Origin of the sequence: Peribacillus sp. FSL P2-0133 (genome assembly GCF_037975445.1) — a bacterium.
GTDB lineage: Bacteria > Bacillota > Bacilli > Bacillales > DSM-1321 > Peribacillus > Peribacillus simplex_E.
Genome location: NZ_CP150254.1, coordinates 1239472 through 1260301, shown reverse-complemented (window position 1 = coordinate 1260301; position 20830 = coordinate 1239472). Strand labels below are relative to the sequence as shown.

Annotated in this window: 20 protein-coding genes and 1 pseudogene; 5 read left to right on the top strand and 16 right to left on the bottom strand. The window is 40.6% G+C overall.

Annotation, left to right across the window (positions count from 1 at the left end; all coding sequences use genetic code 11):
• Positions 1-54: 54 nt before the first annotated feature.
• From yhaM to cysK, 7 genes are all read right to left on the bottom strand, one after another.
• Positions 55-993 (bottom strand): 3'-5' exoribonuclease YhaM, encoded by a 939-nt coding sequence (gene yhaM, locus MKY17_RS06030; protein ID WP_098371367.1) that lies wholly within the window; start codon positions 991-993, stop codon positions 55-57.
• Between the two features lie 178 nt (positions 994-1171).
• Positions 1172-1870 (bottom strand): (2Fe-2S)-binding protein, encoded by a 699-nt coding sequence (locus MKY17_RS06025; protein ID WP_098371368.1) that lies wholly within the window; start codon positions 1868-1870, stop codon positions 1172-1174.
• Positions 1863-2687, bottom strand: a complete 825-nt coding sequence (locus tag MKY17_RS06020; RefSeq protein ID WP_098371369.1) for an ABC transporter ATP-binding protein — start codon at positions 2685-2687, stop codon at positions 1863-1865. Before MKY17_RS06020 ends, MKY17_RS06025 begins: the two co-directional genes overlap by 8 nt.
• A 320-nt stretch (positions 2688-3007) precedes the next feature.
• Entirely contained in the window at positions 3008-3415 is a 408-nt protein-coding gene (locus MKY17_RS06015) for a hypothetical protein (RefSeq protein WP_260398024.1), read from the bottom strand.
• A 31-nt stretch (positions 3416-3446) separates the two neighbouring features.
• Positions 3447-6476, bottom strand: a complete 3030-nt coding sequence (locus MKY17_RS06010) for an AAA family ATPase (protein ID WP_339201490.1) — start codon at positions 6474-6476, stop codon at positions 3447-3449.
• A gap of 21 nt (positions 6477-6497) precedes the next feature.
• Positions 6498-7700: a DNA repair exonuclease gene (locus MKY17_RS06005; protein WP_286177030.1), complete on the bottom strand. Its 1203-nt coding sequence runs from the start codon at positions 7698-7700 to the stop codon at positions 6498-6500.
• Between the two features lie 190 nt (positions 7701-7890).
• Positions 7891-8814 (bottom strand): cysteine synthase A, encoded by a 924-nt coding sequence (gene cysK, locus MKY17_RS06000; RefSeq protein ID WP_089364653.1) that lies wholly within the window; start codon positions 8812-8814, stop codon positions 7891-7893.
• Positions 8815-9147: 333 nt separating this feature from the next.
• On the opposite strand from cysK, the gene MKY17_RS05995 reads away from it, so the two are divergent.
• Positions 9148-9336: a YhzD family protein gene (locus MKY17_RS05995; protein ID WP_098371372.1), complete on the top strand. Its 189-nt coding sequence runs from the start codon at positions 9148-9150 to the stop codon at positions 9334-9336.
• 444 nt (positions 9337-9780) lie between these two features.
• On the opposite strand, the gene MKY17_RS05990 is transcribed toward MKY17_RS05995, so the two are convergent.
• The gene (locus tag MKY17_RS05990) at positions 9781-10578 is read right to left on the bottom strand and encodes an enoyl-CoA hydratase (RefSeq protein WP_098372505.1); all 798 of its coding nucleotides are present in this window, start codon (positions 10576-10578) and stop codon (positions 9781-9783) included.
• Between the two features lie 93 nt (positions 10579-10671).
• Positions 10672-12288 (bottom strand): long-chain fatty acid--CoA ligase, encoded by a 1617-nt coding sequence (locus MKY17_RS05985; protein ID WP_098372506.1) that lies wholly within the window; start codon positions 12286-12288, stop codon positions 10672-10674.
• A gap of 401 nt (positions 12289-12689) precedes the next feature.
• On the opposite strand from MKY17_RS05985, the gene MKY17_RS05980 reads away from it, so the two are divergent.
• Entirely contained in the window at positions 12690-13568 is an 879-nt protein-coding gene (locus tag MKY17_RS05980; protein WP_179891119.1) for a dimethylarginine dimethylaminohydrolase family protein, read from the top strand.
• 72 nt (positions 13569-13640) lie between these two features.
• On the opposite strand, the gene MKY17_RS05975 is transcribed toward MKY17_RS05980, so the two are convergent.
• Together MKY17_RS05975 and MKY17_RS05970 are read right to left on the bottom strand one after the other, a co-directional pair.
• Positions 13641-14126 (bottom strand): diadenosine tetraphosphate hydrolase, encoded by a 486-nt coding sequence (locus MKY17_RS05975; RefSeq protein ID WP_098372507.1) that lies wholly within the window; start codon positions 14124-14126, stop codon positions 13641-13643.
• A gap of 127 nt (positions 14127-14253) precedes the next feature.
• The gene (locus MKY17_RS05970; RefSeq protein WP_098372508.1) at positions 14254-14652 is read right to left on the bottom strand and encodes a hypothetical protein; all 399 of its coding nucleotides are present in this window, start codon (positions 14650-14652) and stop codon (positions 14254-14256) included.
• A 374-nt stretch (positions 14653-15026) separates the two neighbouring features.
• Here MKY17_RS05970 and MKY17_RS05965 point away from each other — a divergent pair, with 374 nt between their 5' ends.
• Positions 15027-15476 (top strand): DinB family protein, encoded by a 450-nt coding sequence (locus MKY17_RS05965; protein WP_098372509.1) that lies wholly within the window; start codon positions 15027-15029, stop codon positions 15474-15476.
• A 416-nt stretch (positions 15477-15892) separates the two neighbouring features.
• On the opposite strand, the gene MKY17_RS05960 is transcribed toward MKY17_RS05965, so the two are convergent.
• From MKY17_RS05960 to MKY17_RS05940, 5 genes and pseudogenes are all read right to left on the bottom strand, one after another.
• Positions 15893-16165, bottom strand: coding sequence for a transcriptional regulator SplA domain-containing protein (locus tag MKY17_RS05960; protein WP_260398022.1), 273 nt, complete (start codon positions 16163-16165; stop codon positions 15893-15895).
• A gap of 115 nt (positions 16166-16280) precedes the next feature.
• Positions 16281-17147 (bottom strand): Cof-type HAD-IIB family hydrolase, encoded by an 867-nt coding sequence (locus tag MKY17_RS05955; protein WP_098372632.1) that lies wholly within the window; start codon positions 17145-17147, stop codon positions 16281-16283.
• Between the two features lie 146 nt (positions 17148-17293).
• Positions 17294-17650 carry a YlbF family regulator gene (locus MKY17_RS05950; RefSeq protein WP_098372510.1) on the bottom strand — a complete coding sequence of 119 codons (357 nt, stop codon included), beginning with the start codon at positions 17648-17650 and terminating at the stop codon, positions 17294-17296.
• 399 nt (positions 17651-18049) lie between these two features.
• Positions 18050-18237 (bottom strand): annotated as a pseudogene (locus MKY17_RS05945) (DUF445 family protein); the annotation flags it as partial.
• A 247-nt stretch (positions 18238-18484) separates the two neighbouring features.
• Positions 18485-18691, bottom strand: a complete 207-nt coding sequence (locus MKY17_RS05940; RefSeq protein ID WP_179891120.1) for a hypothetical protein — start codon at positions 18689-18691, stop codon at positions 18485-18487.
• A gap of 37 nt (positions 18692-18728) precedes the next feature.
• Here MKY17_RS05940 and MKY17_RS05935 point away from each other — a divergent pair, with 37 nt between their 5' ends.
• Positions 18729-19742, top strand: coding sequence for a YheC/YheD family protein (locus MKY17_RS05935; protein WP_179891121.1), 1014 nt, complete (start codon positions 18729-18731; stop codon positions 19740-19742).
• A 17-nt stretch (positions 19743-19759) separates the two neighbouring features.
• Positions 19760-20830, top strand: coding sequence for a YheC/YheD family protein (locus tag MKY17_RS05930; RefSeq protein ID WP_098372514.1), 1071 nt, complete (start codon positions 19760-19762; stop codon positions 20828-20830).

Below are 20830 nucleotides of genomic sequence, written 5' to 3'. Positions count from 1 at the left end.
TGCGCGAACAAAAAAAATATGCTTCTTTCTCCATCGAGAAAGAAACATATTTCATTAAAATGTTGGTTTATAGAATGAACGATTATCGAGTGCGAAGACTCTTTCCGTAAATTCACCCGGTTTCACTTTTTCTAATGCCCGGTCCATCATATTTATCTTGGCATCCATATTATCAATATAATGCAGCACTTCCGCTTCCCTAACCATTGGCGGTTTTGGACTGCCCCACTCAGCTTTACCATGGTGGCTTAATATCAAGTGCTTGAGAATCATGACTTCTTCCGCTTCAATGCCCAATTCCTCTGCAGCTTTGCCGACTTCATTTACCATGATGGTGATATGCCCCAACAAGTTCCCTTCCACTGTATAAACAGTCGAAACAGGTCCAGATAGCTCATGTACCTTTCCAAGGTCATGGAGAATGACTCCTGCATACAATAGATCCTTATTGAGGGAAGGATATAGTGTTGAAATGGCCTTAGCCAGCCCTAGCATCGATACAACGTGATAGGCCAGACCCGACATATACTCATGATGGTTCTTGGTTGCAGCAGGAAACGTCAGGAATTCATTTTGATATTTTTTTATGAGATGCCTAGTCACCCTTTGGATATTCGGATTCCTCATTTCAAAAATGAATTGAGTGATGGTTTCCATCATTTCTTCCTGACTTATAGGGGCCGTTTGTATTAAATCGGCTTTCGTTACCCCATCAATATCTGAAGTAATTCTGATATTACGGATTTTCAATTGGCTGCGTCCTCGATAATTCTGGACTTCCCCTTGAACTTTCACCGTAGCTTCCGCACTGTATGTTTTCTCATCAGCCTCGGAAACATCCCATAGCTTTGCCTCGATCTCCCCGGTTTTATCGCACAAAATCAATGTTAAAAACGGCTTTCCATTACTTGCCACCGCTTTTGTACTCGTTTTAATGTACATATATATATCTACTACTTCACCAATTCCGTAGTGTATGATCCCATTTCCCATGCGACTGCCTCCGTTCAATTAAATATCAACATTATAACATACCAATCTCGTTAGTGCGTTTAGTTTTCGTTAATAAGTGATAGACAATGGACAAGAAAAAGCCTAAGCTGACCGTCTGTTATCACTCCACAAGAAAACCAGGCTTGACCCCAAGCCTGGCTCTTCAATCAAATCTATTTCAACAGTTATTGTTCGGACAATACGCGCATTTTTCCTGACCCTCAATTCGGTAATATAAACAGCATGTCACCCGCTTATAAGGATTCATGGACGCCGGAACACTTTTTTCCCCAATGAATCGTTTAAAAGGCGAACGCGTTTCAATATTCAGCCATACTTCATCTTCAAGCAGCATTTCAATGTCCTTTTCAACTCGCGTCTTTATATCTGCCTGCTTCAATAACTCACTATACATCCATACCGTATAACTCCAAATATTTTCCCAGAGCACTAGTTTAGATATTTTAGCAGTTCCGGAAAAGAAGCTCATGGCATCAGAACCAAAACTGCTTAATATGGAATGTAGGGCAGATGCGCTTTCCTTTTCCGTGACATTGCTCCACCTGTTAGTTTTTAGTAAAAAATTCGGGAGCCAATGTTTATCTTCTGGATCATCCAAAACGCCAATTTCCTGAAGTGTGCCTTCCCAAATAAGCCGATGTTTGCTGAACATGTAAAATTGTGCCGTGACAAAAAAAGCATAGCGTCTGAACCACATTGAAATTGCTATCCTTGACGTTTCAGCTCCAGTCCGGGCTTGTGCATACTGAATAAGCTCATCAGCATGATTGAAGGTCTTGGAAACTTTGGCTTCATCTCGAAAGGAAATGCGATATCCCTGCAGCTCTTTTTCAATAGCTGGTGTTAAGTTATGCATTGGCCAGCGCTTTTACCTGACTTTGGGCGTAGCGGCCTTTACCAAACGGGACACACATGGGACTGCCGAAAATTGGATCAAAAGAAATTTGACATTCCATGCTGAATACATGCTGTACCAATTCAGGCGTGATGATATCCTCTGGCCGGCCTTGAGCATGTATCGCCCCATCTTTAAGTGCCACCAGATTATCCGCATAACGGCAAGCTAAATTCAAATCATGAAGCACCATCACGATCGTTCGGTTCTCAAACTCATTCAAGTCGAACAATAAGTCCAAAATCTCGATTTGATGGGTCATATCAAGATATGTAGTCGGTTCATCCAATAATATGACGTCCGTATCCTGAGCCAGCGTCATTGCTATCCATGCCCGTTGCTTCTGGCCTCCCGATAATTCATCGACTGCCTGATCCTTTAAATCGGTCAGGTTCGTCGCTTCAATTGCCTTTTGAACTTTTTCTTCATCCACGGAACTCCACTGTTTCAACCAACTTTGATAAGGATATCTTCCTTGTTTAACAAGTTGATAGACTGTAAGTCCTTCAGGAGCAACCGGGGATTGTGGGAGAATCGCCATCTTTCTTGCTACATCCTTCGATGACATGGTCGAAATCGCTTTGCCTTCGAGCAAAACTGAGCCGGATTGAGGTTTTAACAATCGTGCAACCGACCTTAGCAGTGTTGATTTTCCACATCCATTAGCACCGATGAATACGGTGATCTCCCCTTTGGGTATTTCTATATTCATATCATTTATAATTAATTTATCACCATAACCGAGCGATAAAGACTGTGTGTTAATAGCTGGTCGCATAAAAATACTCCCCTTTTAGTCTAATAATACTAGTTTAATGAAAATGATTCTCACTGTCAATCCTTTAAAAAATATAAACCAAAAAATCCGTGTCCCATTCCTCTTAAACGATTCATTACAGTGAATACTCCTTTAAAGATATGAAGCTTCCATTGGAAACATTAATGTAAAAAAATTAGCACATCATATTAACTTGCCATATCATTTACCACTTCCTGTAGCTTCAGAACGATTCAATAATCCATTCTCCCCCTCGGCGCAAACCCTATCAGAATTTCCATTTAGCGGAAAATAAAAAAGCCCTCCATATGGAGAGCCTTTTAACCGACCATCAGGCGATTTGTACAATGTTCCAGGGATTCATCCCTAATGAAGGTAAATAAATCCTGAAAGATGAAAGGAATTAATCCTTCTGCAATATTCCATGCATTGACCTCTATTTGATAAAGGATTTCTGATTTTCCTGTATTGTATAGCTCCTCACTAAGCACAGCAAGGTCGGGATCCAATGCGTGGCCCAATTCATGTGTGAGGATCACCCATGAATATTCCTCAAGCCTTGCAAGCGATCCTTGGGAGCGTTCACACTGAATTTCGATATCTCTCTCATATAAAGTGATGCTATGTCCTTTGGCAGAATATTTTCCCCCAACACATCGTTCACCAGGAAACTCCTTTTCGATTATTAGCTCCAAAGAAGAATCATGGTGGCTTACAAACTCATTCATTTTCAATGACTTCACTCTCTTTATTTATAGTTTATAACCCATTATATTTCGGGATGATCAAATCATTCATATCCTGGCGCAATACGGGGCTGGATAGACGAATCACTTGGTTTTCGCTAAAGTACTCCATTATATATCGGTGACAAGTAAAAAATAAAATTTGCCGTTTTTCCGAAACCATTTCCAATAACTTGAGCATCCGTTTTGTCCTTTCCGCATCAAAATTGACGAAACTATCATCAATGATGAGAGGGAATGAATCATTTTCAAAAGTATGATCAGCAAGTGCGAGCCTTAGGGAAACATAAATTTGCTCTGCTGTCCCGCGGCTGACCTCTTCAACCCTGAAACTCAAACCATCACTGCGCTGTACCCAAATGCCTTCTCCCGACTGATCAAGGATGATTTTATTATAGCTTCCATTCGTTAAAAAGGAAAAATGCCGCTCTGCATCAGCGATGACCTTCGGTAGGCGTTCCCTTTTATATCGATCCAAGGTTTTATTCAATAAGCTTTTGGCTATTGCCAATTTCGCCCATTCCTTCGCCTCTTCGTTAAAAGCAGCTTTTTCTTCATAAAAACGATGAAGTAAGTCATCATAAATCCCTGACACTTCAAGCTGTTTTATCTTATGCTTCGTATCCGCCTGTTTCTCTAATAAAAGTGATTTCACCTTTACAGAATCCTTACGTTTCCGTTCTAAATTTTCAAATGTATACGTGTTGATCCCCTGTTTTAGGTAAGTTTGGATTTGTTCAGGCAGCATTCTGGATTGCCCAATTTGAATGGTGATCAAATCAAGCTGTTTTTGTAAAGCAATTTTCTTTTCTGACAATGCAGCGTCTTGCCTGAACTCTTCCTCGTCCTTAACCTTCGCTAACTTAAAAAGCATTTCCATTTCTGCATCAAGATAGCCTTTTTCCATCGTCAACTGCTCGATTTCGTTCGTCAAATGACTCCGTTCCTGCATCCATTGTATTAGTTGAACGGAGTATTCAACCGCTTTATTCATTTCCCGTTTCAATAGACCAATCGCTTCCCGCCATGTGGATGGTTCAAAATCAAGGCTGTGTGCAAAATGAAATAAAGCCTTCGATTTACCCTCAAATTCTGCATGCAGAAAATTGTGCATCTTGATTGCTTCATATTTCCTATCTACGGCTTCCTTCCATTTCTCAAGAAGTTCAAATACAGATTCAAGATTGATTTCCATTCCGGGATAAGACAGACCCCAACCGCTTAAGATGCTCCTCACTTCTTTATCCAATCGGTCCCTGCTAGCTTCCCAAGTAGCATATTCCTGAATGGTCGATTCAAACGCTTCCTCCCTTTCTTCATATTTAAACATTTCACTTTCAAACCGCCTTTGAAGACGTTGGTCCATTTCAAGCAACCGACCCATCGACTCTCCTTCACTCACTCGATTGGTTTCACTGCCAATTGCAGCCCTTTTCCTTTTCATCTCATCCAATTGCCTGATATATCCGGACAATATATGATCACCTTTAAAGAGATGCCTGGAAACTACAAACAGAACAGCCATGGATAGAAGTATAATCCCCAACAAAATCTGTTCACTGAAATAACTTCCAATCGCACCTAAACAAAGAAGTACTATTAAACTGCCATTCATGATAAGTGAACGTTTACGATTATGCGCTTCCTTCTTCCTCTGTAAAGCCAATTGCTTTTCAAGCTCAAGTATTTGTTCATCAAGAATAAGGGATTGTGCCGCTTCAAATTCGATGTTATTCTGCTTGTTGTATAAGGTCTCCAGCTCGATTCTTTTTTTATCTGGAAGTAACTGGGTCTTTATCTCCTTCAATCGGGATTCTGTAGTTTCCAGACTATCCTTTTGCAGTCCATATTTCTCATCAAGCTGTTTTTTATCATTTTGGAGTTGATGCTTTTCCCTCTCGGCCCTTTTCACCTTTTCCTTCATGAATGTACTGATATCCAGTTTTCTTATTTCATCATCAGAAACATCCAAGAATAATTCCTGCTTCACCTTTTCAATATTCTTTTCTTCCAACAGCCTTTCGTGTTCCGCTTTTCTTATATCCAGCTCGAGCTTCTCCAGCAATGTTCCTTGATCTATCGCATGTTCAATCTGCTCTTTATGCTCCTTGATGAACGGATTGATTTCGATTTCCGTGAGTTTTACCTCAAGTTTGTCCATTTTCTCAGTCAATGCCGCAAGTTGGGCTTTCATGGGCATTCCAACTGCCTGAAGCTGTTCAAGTCTTTTTAAGCCATCAACAGGAAAACTTACATCCGGAATTTCACTTATTTCTGTTTCAAGTTCCCGCTGTTCTTCAACCAAGGGTTTAATCCGCAAAAAAGTGCTCACGTTAACGAGGTTTTCTTCAATCTCCTGAATATCTATCGTGACTTTAGAGAGCTCCTCCTTAAGTTTTGCTTCTTCCTGAAGCAATGCCGTATATGACTGCTGTTCTTCTTCAGATGCTTTCACCTTTTTCTGCAATTCCTTAAGTTCTTTCAATCTCACATTCAGTAAAGGTTTTTGGCCAGATGGCTTGAACCTTAAATCGAGCTCCTTTTGCAATTTCGTTTCGGCTTCAAGAAGTTTATCATTCCCAATCAGACCAGCTGAAAGCAGATATTTACTCATGGTCCCTTCACTTAGTGTATGTAATCCCTGCAGGCCCTGAAGGTCGAAAGAAAAAATGGCTTGGTAATAGTTTTTATCAACGCCATGGAGAATCTCATTCAATTCTTCCTCGCCGCCGACCCTTCCATCCTCGAAGGTCAATTTTACATCACCAGTAGCCTTTCCCTTCACACGCTCAATGACGATTTCCCCGTCATTTTTTGTTATGATACTGAGCCTTCCCCCATATTTGGCATGCATTTTGGGCTCATAACGCGGTTCGTTTTGAACCTTTGTCGGAAAACCAAACAGCATACTATGAATGAAGGACATGATGGTTGACTTGCCCGATTCATTTTCCCCAAAGAAAACCTGCAGCTGTCCCAATTCAGGAAAACGCTGATTTTCCAGTTTGCCGTATCCATAAACATGGAGGTCTTTAATAATCAAATCCGTTCCTCCTCCCTACAGTCATTTATTCGCTTCAAAAACTTGCAAAAGCCATCTTTCCGCTTCATCCAAAAGTTCCCTCTTCTCTTCCGGCTCTATTGAATCAAGAAACCTTCTTGCACCCGGATGAATATAAAGCGGGGCCAGAGCAGCATCCGTATCATCAAATTCAGATGCAAGCATCGATACCTCAGCCATAAAGGGCGATATTCTTTCATTTGACCTAATCATCGGCATGGACTGGATGACTTTGATTTTATACACCCAGATAAATGGTTCCCCTTGGTCCTCTTCCTGCAAGATCCGGGTCAATTCTTCAAGATAATCCCCGGAAGGGCCTGCTGCGTCACCAGCATCCAGCTTCAATTCCAAAAGAAAGCTTCTCCCATCGAAACCCTTCTGTTCAATTACTTCCTTGCATTGCTTGAACAGGGCATCAAAACCACCTTCCGCGGATATTCCAATTGTTTCGCTTTCCCATATCACCTCAGAGGTTTCAATAAAAGAATGACGCTTCACGTCCCCATCGAATTCGACAAGCAAGCACCCTTTAATGCCGGACTCCTTTCTGTTCCTGCCTTGAATATTTCCTGGGTATATCACTAGCGGATCTTCTGATACAACCTGATGTTTATGAATATGGCCTAATGCCCAGTAATCGAAATCTTTAGCAGCTAGTTCCTTCAATGAAAAAGGGGCGTATGGGCTATGTTCGGAATTGCCTTCCAAATTCCCATGAAGCAGACCTATATGATAATCGGCCCCTTCAGCTTTTATGTAGGTTTCAATCATTCTCTCCCTTACGTGACGGCGTGGATAACTGAATCCATAAAGGTGGACAGTCGTCCCATCGATTTTTTCAAACCGTTTCACTTCGGTTTTCCCTGAAAATACGTGGACATTATTCGGCAGCTCCACAGTAATCCATGAGCCGCTGAGATGATCATGGTTACCATGAATGATATAAGCAGGAATCTGATGCTGCTGGAGTTTTTCCATTTCAGCTCGAAAGCGGACCTGTGTCCGGAGACTCCGATTTTCCCCATCAAATAGATCCCCCGATAACACGATAAAGTCAACCTGATGGGAAATTGCTTCATTAATGATAGTTTTAAAAGCTTTAAACGGACTGTCCCTTAATTCCTTTAATATAGATAACGGCATATCCTTCAACCCTGAAAAGGGACTATCCAAATGGAGATCCGCCGCATGAATGAACTTCACACCGCTCAAAGTTATCACCTCGATTTCTTTCAACATTTCACATTTAATTTTAACACGCCCAGAACATACTTTCCCATATATTATTATTTTAATCGCATTTGGTACCTAGTTATTCCAGTATGGGCAAATTCAATAGGAAAAAGACCGAATGGCGTGAACAATGTTTCATGCACGGCATTCGGTCTTTTCTTCATTTAAAAATATCCATACTTAAATATCGTTCACCATTATCCGGTGCAATGCATAATACTCGTTTGCCACTTCCAAGACGACGGGCTTCCTGCAGGGCAGTCCAGACAGAGGCACCTCCTGAAGGTCCAATCAATATACCTTCCTTCGAAGCCAAATCCTTCATGGTGGAAATCGCATCTTCATCTGCCGCTTGAACGATTTCATCAAATACCTCTGTATTTAAAATGTTGGGGATAAAACCAGGGCTCGTACCCACTAACTTATGAGGACCAGGCTTTCCGCCGGAAAGAACTGGGGAACCCTTAGGCTCGACAACGACAACCTTTAACTCCGGCAGATGTTCTTTTAAGGCTTCACCTGTACCGGTTATCGTTCCTCCCGTTCCAGCAGTAGCGACAAACACATCCAGGTTTCCATCCATCTGATCCAGAATCTCGACTGCTGTCGTCACTCTGTGAATATCAGGATTGGCTTGGTTTTCAAATTGCTGCGGAATAAAACTATTCGGAATCTCTGCAGCAAGTTCCTCAGCTTTACGAATGGCTCCAGGCATCCGCTCTGATGCAGGGGTGAGGACAACTTCCGCTCCGTATGCCTTTAAGATATTGATTCTTTCTTTCGACATATTATCTGGCATGACCATAATGGCACGATACCCCTTTGCCGCGGCATTCATAGCAAGCCCAATTCCTGTATTCCCTGATGTTGGCTCTATGATCGTGGCCCCGGATTGAATGATACCATCCAATTCAGCCTGCCTAATTAAGTTGAAGGCAGCCCGATCTTTTACGCTGCGGCTCGGATTGAAATATTCAAGTTTCACAAATACTTCAGCGTCACCCTCCGCTGTTAAATGATTAATCCTTACAACAGGTGTATCTCCTATCAATTCAGTGATATTATTAACGATTTTTACCGTCATTCAAAAAATCCCCCTTCGATCCATACACTTCCTACCTTTTACTCAGGTTTATTATATCATTTATGATTTTTCATTTTAAAGAGAGAATTCCTCTAGAATAAATAGGTTTTGTTTTCATTCTTTCCAAACTTAAAGGAAGAAACCATGAAATTAGTTCGATTTTGTTATTTTCCATCATTTTTCAAGATATTCAGCTACTTATCAATATTCCCTGTCTTAATACATTCCCCCACATAACAATAGTCAAAATTGACAGATAATGATAAAATTTTTATAACAGTACCTATCTTTAGATAAAAGACAGCATTATTATTGACAAGGGAGTTTTTGAAAATGAGCAAAATATACAAATTAACCGTTTTTGAACCGTCAGGGGAAAAACTATTGGATGAATCATTTACAGCCGAGAATGATGAAAAAGCAAAAGAATTGGGACAAAATCTATTAAAGGAAAAAAACTATCAAGATCAAACACATCGCTGTACATCACCTTCAGGCGCATTATTGCTTTTTCATCGCTGATTGAAAGTAGAAGCGCAATCGCTAAAAATATGATCAAGTTTCCCGCATCTTCCTTTTACTCTAAATAGAAAGGCCGTCACAATAACGTGATGGCCTCGTGTAGACAAACTCGATGAAAACTCAGTTTCCCTGCAGTTTTTTTATTTAAAAAACGTTGATTTCAGAATTCCGCTCCCTTTCCGCCGACTGTCTGCCAAGCCTCATCAAAGTAAATGTCTCCGGGGTCTCGTCTAGCCAGTTATTCGCCAGGAGTGTCGCAAATTTCTTCAATCCAATGAGGATTACAGTAAAAAAACCATAAAGACCGGAGCACTTTATTCGACCTACACCGCACTTAATTCGACCGTTCATGAATTTTTTACGACCTTCACCTCACTATTTCGGACTTCGAGCCCCTTTTGTCTAAAACAAAGGCCGTCACAAAAAAATGACGGCCGTTTTCATTCATTTTCCGATGAAGTTCGGTTTTCTTTTTTCCACGAAAGCTTTTATTCCCTCTTGGTGGTCCGCTGTTTGGCGCATTTTCATCTGAGCAGCTTTTTCAATCTCAAGGATCTTAATTAATAGTGGGCGATTTTTTTCACTAAGGATCTTTTTCGTTTTAATCATGGCCTGAACCGGGCTTTGCAGCCATGATTGCACTTTCTTCTCTACCGCATGTTCCAACGTTCCTTCTGCCACTTCATGAATGAGGCCCTTTTCTTTTGCTTCAAGCGCTGTAAGCACTTTACCCTCCCAGATCAATTCTTTCGCACCCACTTCACCAAGACGGCGTTCAAGGAAAAAGTGTCCGCCGCCATCAGGGATTAATCCAATCCCGATAAAATTCATCGCAACCTTACTTTCCGAATCGGCAATAAGGTGATCGGTTGCAAGAGCTATACTCAACCCAAGCCCTGCAGCTGCACCATGAATGGCACTGATGGTCAATTTAGGCATGAAGTATAGAGTGGTCACCAATTCACTGATTCCATCCATCAGTTCATCGAAAGCGTTTTCTTTTCCAGGCGAGAGCATCATCTTAATGTCACCACCTGCGGAAAATGCTTTCCCATTCCCTTTTATAATGACGACGTCCACTTCATCATTCTCACTTACTTCCTTAAGGGCATTAATGAAATCATACAGCATTTTCGGATTTAAGGCATTCATGGCCTCTGGACGGTTCATTGCAACAGTAGCCGTCCTGTCCGAATATGTGATTAAAACAGTGCCAGAAGGTGATGTCGATTCAATACTCAATTTATTTCCTCCTCTTTCGTTCTATTACTCTATTATATATTTTTCTTCCATTAACGGAATAGGTAGAAAAGTTACAATTAAACAAATATAGCATTATTTATTGATATATTTATCCTGAAGCTGATCACGCAATGCCCTTTTCAAGAACTTCCCAACACCCGTTTTAGGGATTTCATCCAAAAAGACCACTTCATCGGGCAGCCACCATTTTGCAAACTGCGGCTTTAAAAATTCTATGATGTCCTCCTGGGACACTTGACCCTTGTATGCGTCCTTCAAAACAACACAGGCAATCGGCCGTTCTTGCCATTTTTCGTGAGGCACTGCAATTACCGCCGCCTCAAAGATTGCTTCATAGGCCATTAATGCATTCTCTATATCTACGGAAGAAATCCACTCACCGCCGCTTTTTATCAAGTCCTTGGTCCGGTCGACGATTTTCACGAATCCTTCTTCATCAATCGTGACAACATCCCCCGTATACAGCCAGCCATCTTTAAACGTATCCTCTGACCGCTCATCCTTAAAATACTCATTCGCTATCCAAGGACCCCTGATCAGCAATTCGCCCATTTCTTTTCCATCAGGTTTCACTTCGCCATCCTGACCGATCACTTTAATTTCTATCATTGGTGAAACAAGGCCCTGCTTGGCCTTCAACTCATAAAGTTCTTCTTCAGGGAGATCTTCCTGATAGCTTTTTGGTTTGGATACAAATACGAGCGGGCTTGTTTCAGTCATTCCATAGGCATGCAGGAATGGTATCCCATACTTTTGTTCAAAGGTTTTAATCATGCTTTTCGGAGCAGCCGACCCTCCGCATAAAACAGCACGAATGCTGCTCGTATCATGGCTGCCTTCTTCTAGCTCCTTCAATAAGCCCAGCCATATCGTCGGAACCCCTGCTGCGATTGTAACCTTCTCCGTTTCTATAAGCTCAGCCAAAATCTTTGGTGTGAAATAAGGTCCCGGCAAAACCATCTTCGTTCCAAACCAAACACTGGCAAAAGGCATGCCCCAGGCATTCACATGAAACATGGGCACGACAGGAAGTGCCACATCACGTTCGCTTAATGCTGTAGAATCGGCAAGCCCCAGTGCAATCGCATGCAACAAAATTCCGCGATGTGAATAAACCACACCTTTTGGATTCCCGGTCGTGGCCGAAGTATAACATATGCCGGCAGGTGCATTTTCATCCAAGGTTTGAATGAATGGCTGTTTCGGATTCCCTTCGGCTAATAATTTTTCATAATGATAAATAGGTGAAAGGGTCGTTTCAGGCAGCTCATCTTTATCCGTCATTATGATATAACCTTCCACTGTCGTTAACTCATCTTTAATTGCTTCCAAAAGGGGGATGACATCCGGGTCTATCAATAATAATCGATCCTCCGCACTATTGACGATATAAGAAACATGTTGAGGAGACAGACGCATATTGATTGTATGTAGGACAGCACCATGACAAGGAATCGCAAAATAAGCTTCTAAATGCCGATGATGGTTCCAGGCAAGTGTTCCAATACGGTCACCTGTTTGAATACCGAATTTTTCAAGATTACTGGTCAGCCTTCTTGTACGCTCAGCAATCTCAGCATATGTAAATGTGTGAATTCCACCATCCGTACGCGAAACTACCTCTTTCTTCGGAAAATATTTTTCAGCTCTCTCAATGATTTGAGTCATGATCAATGGAGTATCCATCATTACAATCTCCCCCTTATATTAAAAGCATCCTCATTATATATTCGACCAGAAAAAAAATAATCCTTTTTCCCTAGATGCCATTTACGATTATTTTGAATCAGGCTTTATCTAGATGAAATTTTTAAATCAGTTTGACGACAAAGAGGGGATTCGGAAAGGGAGCGGATTTCTGAAACGACTGGAACGTTTTTTAAATAAAAAACTGTAGGCAATCTCGCTTTCTTCGATTTGAAAGGATCAAACCGGTATATAACGGAATCATTTCTTAGGAGCGTAATCTGAGAAGTTATTTTTAAACCATTCAAATTTAGCGGTGCAGTTCGATGGTATATTTTTTATGTTTCTTTCTAGAAAAAAGAGGAAATAGTAAAGATACAATTATATTTAGAGGGAGCTCATTTATGGTAAACAAAATAAACGAAGAACTGGAAGCTTATTGCGCGAGTGAATACTCAAAGCTATCACGGGTGATCGTCTGTGAACCACGTTATATGGAAATCCGGGAGATCATTAACGAAACACAAAAAGAGTTTCAAGAAGAAAATATCGATCAGGCACTTGCCTTTAAGCAGCATGCCCAATTTATAAAGGCTCTTGAACATGAAGGGATTGAAGTCATAAAACTTCCGCCACAATTTACATATCCAGAACAAGTTTTCACGAGGGATATCGGTTTTACTCTTGGCAATATCGTATACGTTGCTGAATTGGCAACAGGTATCAGGCAGGGTGAAGAACAAATATTGAAATCCTGGCTCGAAACGAATGGTATTTCATATTTCAACCTCCTCAAAAATCATATTGAGGGCGGGGATGTCCTTATTGACGGAAAGACCATCTATATTGGAATCAGTGAAAGAACGGATGAAACATCCGTCAAGCATCTTCAAACCCTATTACCGGAATACGATGTCATCGCGATTCCTTTCATTGAAACATTCCTTCATTTAGATTGTGTTTTCAATATCATATCACCGACAGAGGCGCTTATTTTTCCGGAGTCCTTTACAAAAAAAGAGATGGATATATTAGCTTCACGTTATGACATGATTGAAGTGACTAAAGAAGAACAATTCACATTAGGAACCAACGTGCTTTCAATTGGGAATAAAAAATTATTCAGTCTACCATGTAATAAACAGGTAAATCGTCAGCTTCGTGAACGTGGATACGAAGTCATTGAAGTCGATATAAGCGAAATCATCAAGTCCGGTGGCTCTTTCCGCTGTTGCACCATGCCGCTATTGAGGACAACGAATAAGAAGACTGATTCAGCCTGAGCAGATGAAAGAAACCGGACTTGTATGGAAGTCCGGTTTCTTTCTCCTTTTTTAAACATTGAACAGGAAGGATTATCGGTTTAATTCTTTTTTTAATGCCTCGATTCCATCCATTACAGTTTTTAAATTTTCAACATCATTCAAGCTGTTTCTTGCATGCAGCAAAACCGGTCTAACTGATTCCACCGAACGTCCAAACTCGTACATCCATCCATATCGAGGGACCATCCAAGTATGAAAATGGTGGGAAGTATCCTCATTGTAAAAATAATAAACGTGTTTTACCCCCAATACTTCCCTTTGAGCTTTTCTAATCCTGGTTAATAAGTTTATGTAATCAACCTTTTCTCGTTCATTTAATTCATCAAAGCACATAATATGGCGTTTAGATGCTAATATCACTAAACCTTCAATGGGGTATGCAACGTCTTGGTGAGCATGAAAATATTCAGATTCGACTATTACACCACCCTCTGCTTCTACTTCCCCACTTGTCAAAGCACAGCTTAAACATTCAACTTCCACCATTTTTCCATTAAATAAAGTAATTTCCCTCATAAGCCCCTCCAAAAGATTACCCCATAAAAAGCTGGCTACTCGGTCACATGTGAATTCTAAATGCAATAAAAAAATGCTTTTCTGGAGGTTTTTGAAAGTACAGGTCTTGCCTTTCTCCTCCTTTTCATTAATGCAGAAGTCTTAATATAGTTTCAGAATCCTTTTTATTTAACTGTGCATACTGGCTATGTTCATCCTTCGTCAATTCTACAATATTTTCATCAGTATTAACCCAAACATAATATACAGCTATTTTACCTTCGCTTTTTTCATCATTAAAATAAAAGATGAAGTCCGCCTTAGGATGATCCTTCTCCAATGCGAATTGTTCCCAATCAGCATTCTTTACTATTTCTTTTGTTTTTTCTGTTTTCCCCATTTCTATCTTTTCTTTATATGCTTCGAATTTGTAGTTTTTACCTTCATATTTTTGGACGGAAATATGTTCTTGCTTTGTTGTACAACCTGAAGCTAACGTTATTGATAATAGGCCAAGTGCAACTAGCAGCTGTTTCCTTTTCATCATATGTCATCTCCTCATACCATAATGGATTAATTATCCAATATATTTTCATTATACTAGTCCACACAAAAGAGTAATAGGAATGTTTGTCAATTAATTAACAGCAAAAAACCCCTCAAGCTTTTAGCTTAAGAGTTCATGAACCCTGTATCTCTTAGGCATATGTCCGGCATTCAACCAAACCAAACAGAGCTACTCGCTTCAATTGCATTTATTCCGATTATCATCTGACAATTAAAGCCCTTAAAAAGAAATTAATAATTGATAATCCTTTCCTTTGTGAAAAGACCTACCTAAAATTTGATAATATTGAATTATCCTTGCTATAATTTCATGAGATAGCGTTTAGAAAAACAAGATTGAAAGGGGAATGTAAAATGAATTATGTAAAAAATCAGCTAACGGTCATGCGCAGTAATCTTTTAAAAGAAATCGAGGGAATCAATCCAGAGTTTATGGATGTACAGCCTGAAGGTTTTAATAATACAATCCATTGGCACCTTGGACATGTCCTTACTGCAGCCGAAAATTTTTTATTGAAATCCAACAGTGAATTGCCAGCGAATTACAGCCAACTATTCGGATATGGTTCAAAACCAGCGGACTGGAACGGGGACGTACCTACCGTTGAATTATTAAAGCAACAGCTGCATGAGCAACTTGATCGACTTCTTGAAATTCCGGAAGAACGATTGACAGAAAAGACAGCACAGCCTTTCAACGGAATGGAAACAGTGGGGGAATTCATTAATTTTGTAGTGCTCCACGAAACCAATCATATTGGACAAATTCACGCAATGAAACTCTTTATACAATCCAATAACTGATTAAGCCATAACTGTCACTCTGTTTTCTTGAAAAAATGTGTGGCAGTTTTTTAATTTACCAGTCAAATATCCTGTTTTAACACTAATGGCTTCTGATATGTAAGTATGGGCGCGTTTACACGTGAGTTTCGAGCTTTTACTCTTGAGTTTCGAGCGGTTACTCGTGAATTTCGAGCGTTACTCGTGAATTTCGCGCTTTTACTCGTGAATTTCGAGCAAATACTCGTGAATTCGAGCGTTACTCTTGAGTTTCGAGCTTTTACTCGTGAGTTTCGACCAAATACTCGTGAGTTTCGACCAAATACTCGTGAATTCCGAGCTTTTACTCGTAAATATAATCAAAAGGAGCCCCCGCTTTTTAAGCGAGGGCTTTCATCTGTTCATTCTCTTTCCGTAAAAGCGAAGTAAACGCCTCTTCATGTCATCTGGTCCTGGTTATACATATAATCACTGTATGCTTTTTCCGCTGCGGCTTCCGAAGTGAACAAAGCATCATCATCCTCAATCGTATGAAATGTATCGTTCAGGAACAAGGCAACTGCATTGGGGTCTTTGGGATGCGGAACAATTTCCGCTGCCCTTATATTCGAAACGGTGGGAACATGGGGATTATTATAAATCACAAACACCTCATCACCGACTTGCACTTCTTTTGCATTAATTACACCCATTGGATTCTTCCTTTCCATTACTGATTTTCCTATAGTTTATGGAAAGAAGCTTATAATTATTTATGAAATAAAACAGGCCTCTCAAGCAGCATTATCTGATTGGGGCCCCTTCTATATGAAGGAGCCCCGCCATTCACTTAAGCATATTCATCTTTTGTAAAAATTCGATTGGATGCTGTTTCCGGAAAAATTCCCTCAGCATATAGGCAACACCATCTTGATCATTGGAGCGCGTCACCCATTTTGCCACTTTCCTTACTTCCTCATCCGCATTGCCCATGGCAACTCCCAGACCAGAACCGGCAATCATCTCCATATCATCCAATCCATCACCAATCGAGACGATTTCCGTTCTTCTCACCTCTAAATGGTCAGCTAAATACAATACACCACTCCATTTAGAAACCCCCTTCGGAACGATTGTCATTTTATGTCCCGGATGTAATATTACATCCACTTCAGGGAACATTTTTTTTATCAATTTCAACATATCATTTCGATCAATTTTTTCTGAAAATATTACATCCATCTTCGTCGGGGCCATCGGCTGGTCAATAAGCTCTTCACTGATATCGTCGACATAATTTTGAGCATAAATATTTTGATCATTCAAATACATAACCGATTTACCTAGCAAATTCTCCGGAAGGTTCACCCGATTGCCCAGCGAGTACTTTTCATGAATGAGCAATATTTGGCACGTGGTCTTTTCAAGCATTTGCACGAGCTCTACAGTCAGTTCTTCCGATATTCTTTTTACCATTATCGGCTTTTCTATTGAAGCTCCGACAAAGGCTCCTTGCTGAGCAACGATCATTGGATTTATTTTTAGGGCTTTGGCCACTTTTTTTGCTGAGTGATAGTTTCTTGACGTCACAAGTGCAACATGGACACCTTTTTGGTGAACATAATCTATTGCTTCTTTAGTCGATTTATTTAAACGGCCATTCGACTGGAGCAATGTCCCGTCGATATTGACCGCAAGTAGTCGATATACCATGCTGATCTCCCCCATCTGTAATATCCTCTTTCAAATTTATGACTAAAATTTCGGGAATAGAACAAATAGTGGTTCACGACCCTTGCACTGGTGCATTCAGGGAACAAAAAAACCCCCAACCATTATAGAAGGGAGTCTCCAACTGCTTATTGCTGTTGTTCAGGCAAGCCATATAAATCTTCAAGCGGCTTCATGATAATTTTATTGAGGTCTGCAATGACCATGCTCATCCGTTGTTCAGCTTCCATCAATTGTGAAATGGTTGGGTTTTGTTGGACAAGCTGTACCGTCTTTTGTGCTTGCTCAACTTCTTCCGGTGAAATCTCCTGTCCCATCATTTGCTTTTGCTGCAATGACATTTGCAGATTACGGAAGTTTTCAAACATTCCTTTTGTTGCTTCATCAGAATTGACAAGATCATATAAGCGTTGCAAATCGGCATATTCATTACTTGCCCTAATCGCCTTTTCCATTTCATACGCTGCATCATATACGTTACTCATTTATTTCCCCTCCCGGTAATCATTGTATTCATACACCTTTTCCACTATAACAAATCCGATTGAGAATTACACGTCATCCTATTAAAACAGTTACGAAACCTTGAAATAAACCGAGGATTCTACCCCCTTTCCTCAAGTCGGGACACCGTAAATGACGAAACCTGTTCTTCCACGATATCTCCAAATACTTTGTGTGAAAAATTAAGTACTCGGCACCTTTTTCCACGAAGGACGAGACGCCCTTTTGGACAATGGTGTCCGGGAAATTGGCATCAATTCTCGAACCGGCTCTCTTCATTCCCAATTGATCAAGCAATTGTGCAGTACTTTTTTCCATGTACAATGCTTTCTTTACTTCTGCCTTCACGAAAATTTTCATATTCTGTATAGAGGCATCATTAGCAATTTGCCTAATTGTTTGGCTAACTCATCCAGCCGCTTCGGAATCAACCCTGGTGTCAACGGCAGCTGTTCCCCGAAAGAATAGATTGGTTTATAAGGTCTGAACAGCATTCTGATAGCTAATTAATTAGTGAAGCACTTATTACAGTACCTACAAAGACACCATAAACAGTATCTTCACCCAAAACTCACCCTTGAATTTCTTTTATTGCTTGAAATAAAGGCTTGATGACACCTTCTAATAAAAAAAACATAGAATGTGTTATCCACATTTGCCCATCATTTACTTATAAAAGGATATCAAACTTAGTGCAAACGGGGAATTATTATGAACCTTAACCATCAGAAAGTTTTCATTACGGTAAATTCCGTAGAGACTAGAAAGAAGTCGCTACTGTTTATCGAAGAAAACCTATTTGAGGAATGGGGCCTTCAATTTGGAGAACCCTTAACGATCATTGCTGGATGCCGTTCCGTCCCGGTACTTGTCCAGCCATTCCCGTCATCCCAGCCTACATTGAAACTTTCATATGATATGAACCAAATTTTATCCTTACCCGTTTTTTCCAATCCAATCTCCGTCTCATACCATGCGGAAGGAAGGTCAATTAAAATAGGCCCATTCTTCGCTTCACTCATGAACCAGACCCCGTTGCAAGACGGGACATTCGGCGAGATGGAAAAATTTTATCAGGAAATGAAATCATATTGTAATCAGCAGGGCATCCCCTTCTATTTAGTAAAACTGCAGTCTCTTCAAGATGGGGTTGTGGAAGGCTATCTGCCTGGACAAAATGGCTGGCAAACCTTTCCCCTCCCCATTCCTGATGTAATTTATAACCGGATACATTCGCGCAAACTTGAGGAATCGCATTCTTTCAACCTGTTTAAAACTGAACTGGGGGAACGGTCGATACCGATGTTCAATGGAAGGTTCCTCTCCAAACATCATGTACATGAGCTGCTAATCTTAGAAGATGAGCTGTTGCCAAATTTGCCAGAGACGATCCTTTTTAACGAAAAGGAATCTTTCTTGACTTTTATAGATAGGCATTCGGTAATCTACTTTAAACCTTCAGCAGGCAGCCAAGGCAGGAATATTTGCAGATTAACGCAAGTAGCTGGAAAATGGAAAATCGAGCAATCTGGACATCTCCAGAATGTACATTTTGCTGATACGGATGAAAAGTTGTATGAAACGTTAAAAAGATTGTCCAGAAAACGATCCTTCATTCTTCAAAAAGGGATTTCCCTATTCGAAATCGATCAGAGAAAAGTTGATTTCCGCATACTTCTTCACCGGAACGATCAGCTTGAATGGAAAGTTTCATCAATGGTTGCCCGGATTGGGGACCCTGGTACAATCGTTTCCAATCTTGCACAAGGCGGATTGATGAAAAATGGGCCGGATTTTCTAAAGGAGGCATTTGACCTTCAGGGCGCCAGCCGCATATATCAAAAGCTCGTACGGCTGTCTAAAAATACTGCCCAGGCCTTGGACGAAAACCATGACGATTCATTCGGTGAGCTAGGGATCGATTTAGCACTGGATACCGATACACATCCATGGATCATCGAAGTGAATTCAAAACCTTCGAAAAAATTTCAAGGCAACTATGAAACCTTTCGTCCATCAGTAAAATCCATCATAGATTTCATGCTTGCCCTTAACCGCGAAAACCATCCATAAAAAGGAGTTGCTAGCTCGTGTTAATAGGATTAATGGCCGCGTCGGATACACATGAAAACAACTACTTCACCGAAATAGCCAAAACCGCGAAATCATTTAATATGAAAGTTTGTAAATTCTCACCTGAAAATATTGATATGAATCTGAAAAAAGTGCGTGGCGAGCGTTTTGATGCCGAGAATGAAACTTGGATTGCCACATCTTTTGATTTACCTGATTTTGTATATGATCGCTGTTTTCACGGATTAGTTCGTGAATCAACGGAAACGCGACACAAAATCGATTGGTTAAAGGATAACTCGAATTTCTTAGGACTGGGCCTTCCTGGTAAGTGGGAAGTGTACCAAATCCTAAAAAACCATCCACACCTGCAGGCATTTTTTCCAGAGACCGTACAAGTGACGACACCTGAAGATATTACCGGTCATTTGGAACGCCTGGATAAAATCATCATCAAACCTGAATTCGGTGCAGGCGGTACAGGAATCTATCTCCTTTCAAAAACCGAAGACGGCACTTTGGTATCCATGACGAAAAAGGGCACCAAATATGACCGCCCATTCTCCTCCAAATCTCAGCTTAACAAATGGCTGCAGCATTTATTAAATCGATACCGTTACCTTTGCCAGCCATATTTGGAACTTTGCAACCAAAATAACGAGCCATTCGATTTACGGATTTTCCTTCAAAAAAACGAGAAGAATCAATGGATGGAACGGGGCCGCGGAATTCGTACAGGACAAAAAGACGGAATTACTTCAAATCTTGCCACAGGCGGAGAAGCCATTCCATTAGAGACTTTCAACAAAAGAAACCCGGAAACGATTTCGATTGCTGTCGAACAAAAGATTCAGCATATCCTTCGCACCCTGCCCGTAGAAACCGAAGCTGTCTTTGAAAGATTATTCGAATTGGGGATTGATCTAGGCATCGATAAAAAAGGCCAATTATGGATCATGGACATTAACTCGAAGCCTGGAAGGAAAATCATTCAGGCACTACAGCCGGAGACCATGAAAGATATTCATCGCGCACCGTTTCAATATAGCCAGTATTTATCCGAACATCTTCAGAAAGCAGGTGAATAG

Bases quoted from the DNA above. Each gene is read 5' to 3' on its own strand.
- MKY17_RS05940 (WP_179891120.1), bottom strand. From the start codon at position 18,691: ATGAGTGAAGCGAAGAATGGGCCTATTTTAATTGACCTTCCTTCCGCA.
- yhaM (WP_098371367.1), bottom strand. From the start codon at position 993: ATGGGAAATGGGATCATACACTACGGAATTGGTGAAGTAGTAGATATA.
- MKY17_RS05975 (WP_098372507.1), bottom strand. From the start codon at position 14,126: ATGAGGGAAATTACTTTATTTAATGGAAAAATGGTGGAAGTTGAATGT.
- MKY17_RS05970 (WP_098372508.1), bottom strand. From the start codon at position 14,652: ATGATGAAAAGGAAACAGCTGCTAGTTGCACTTGGCCTATTATCAATA.
- cysK (WP_089364653.1), bottom strand. From the start codon at position 8,814: ATGACGGTAAAAATCGTTAATAATATCACTGAATTGATAGGAGATACA.
- MKY17_RS05960 (WP_260398022.1), bottom strand. From the start codon at position 16,165: ATGGAAAGGAAGAATCCAATGGGTGTAATTAATGCAAAAGAAGTGCAA.
- MKY17_RS06020 (WP_098371369.1), bottom strand. From the start codon at position 2,687: ATGCGACCAGCTATTAACACACAGTCTTTATCGCTCGGTTATGGTGAT.
- MKY17_RS05985 (WP_098372506.1), bottom strand. From the start codon at position 12,288: ATGATGGATACTCCATTGATCATGACTCAAATCATTGAGAGAGCTGAA.
- MKY17_RS06015 (WP_260398024.1), bottom strand. From the start codon at position 3,415: ATGAATGAGTTTGTAAGCCACCATGATTCTTCTTTGGAGCTAATAATC.
- MKY17_RS05980 (WP_179891119.1), top strand. From the start codon at position 12,690: ATGGTAAACAAAATAAACGAAGAACTGGAAGCTTATTGCGCGAGTGAA.
- MKY17_RS05995 (WP_098371372.1), top strand. From the start codon at position 9,148: ATGAGCAAAATATACAAATTAACCGTTTTTGAACCGTCAGGGGAAAAA.
- MKY17_RS06025 (WP_098371368.1), bottom strand. From the start codon at position 1,870: ATGCATAACTTAACACCAGCTATTGAAAAAGAGCTGCAGGGATATCGC.
- MKY17_RS05965 (WP_098372509.1), top strand. From the start codon at position 15,027: ATGAATTATGTAAAAAATCAGCTAACGGTCATGCGCAGTAATCTTTTA.
- MKY17_RS05935 (WP_179891121.1), top strand. From the start codon at position 18,729: ATGGAAAAATTTTATCAGGAAATGAAATCATATTGTAATCAGCAGGGC.
- MKY17_RS05955 (WP_098372632.1), bottom strand. From the start codon at position 17,147: ATGGTATATCGACTACTTGCGGTCAATATCGACGGGACATTGCTCCAG.
- MKY17_RS05950 (WP_098372510.1), bottom strand. From the start codon at position 17,650: ATGAGTAACGTATATGATGCAGCGTATGAAATGGAAAAGGCGATTAGG.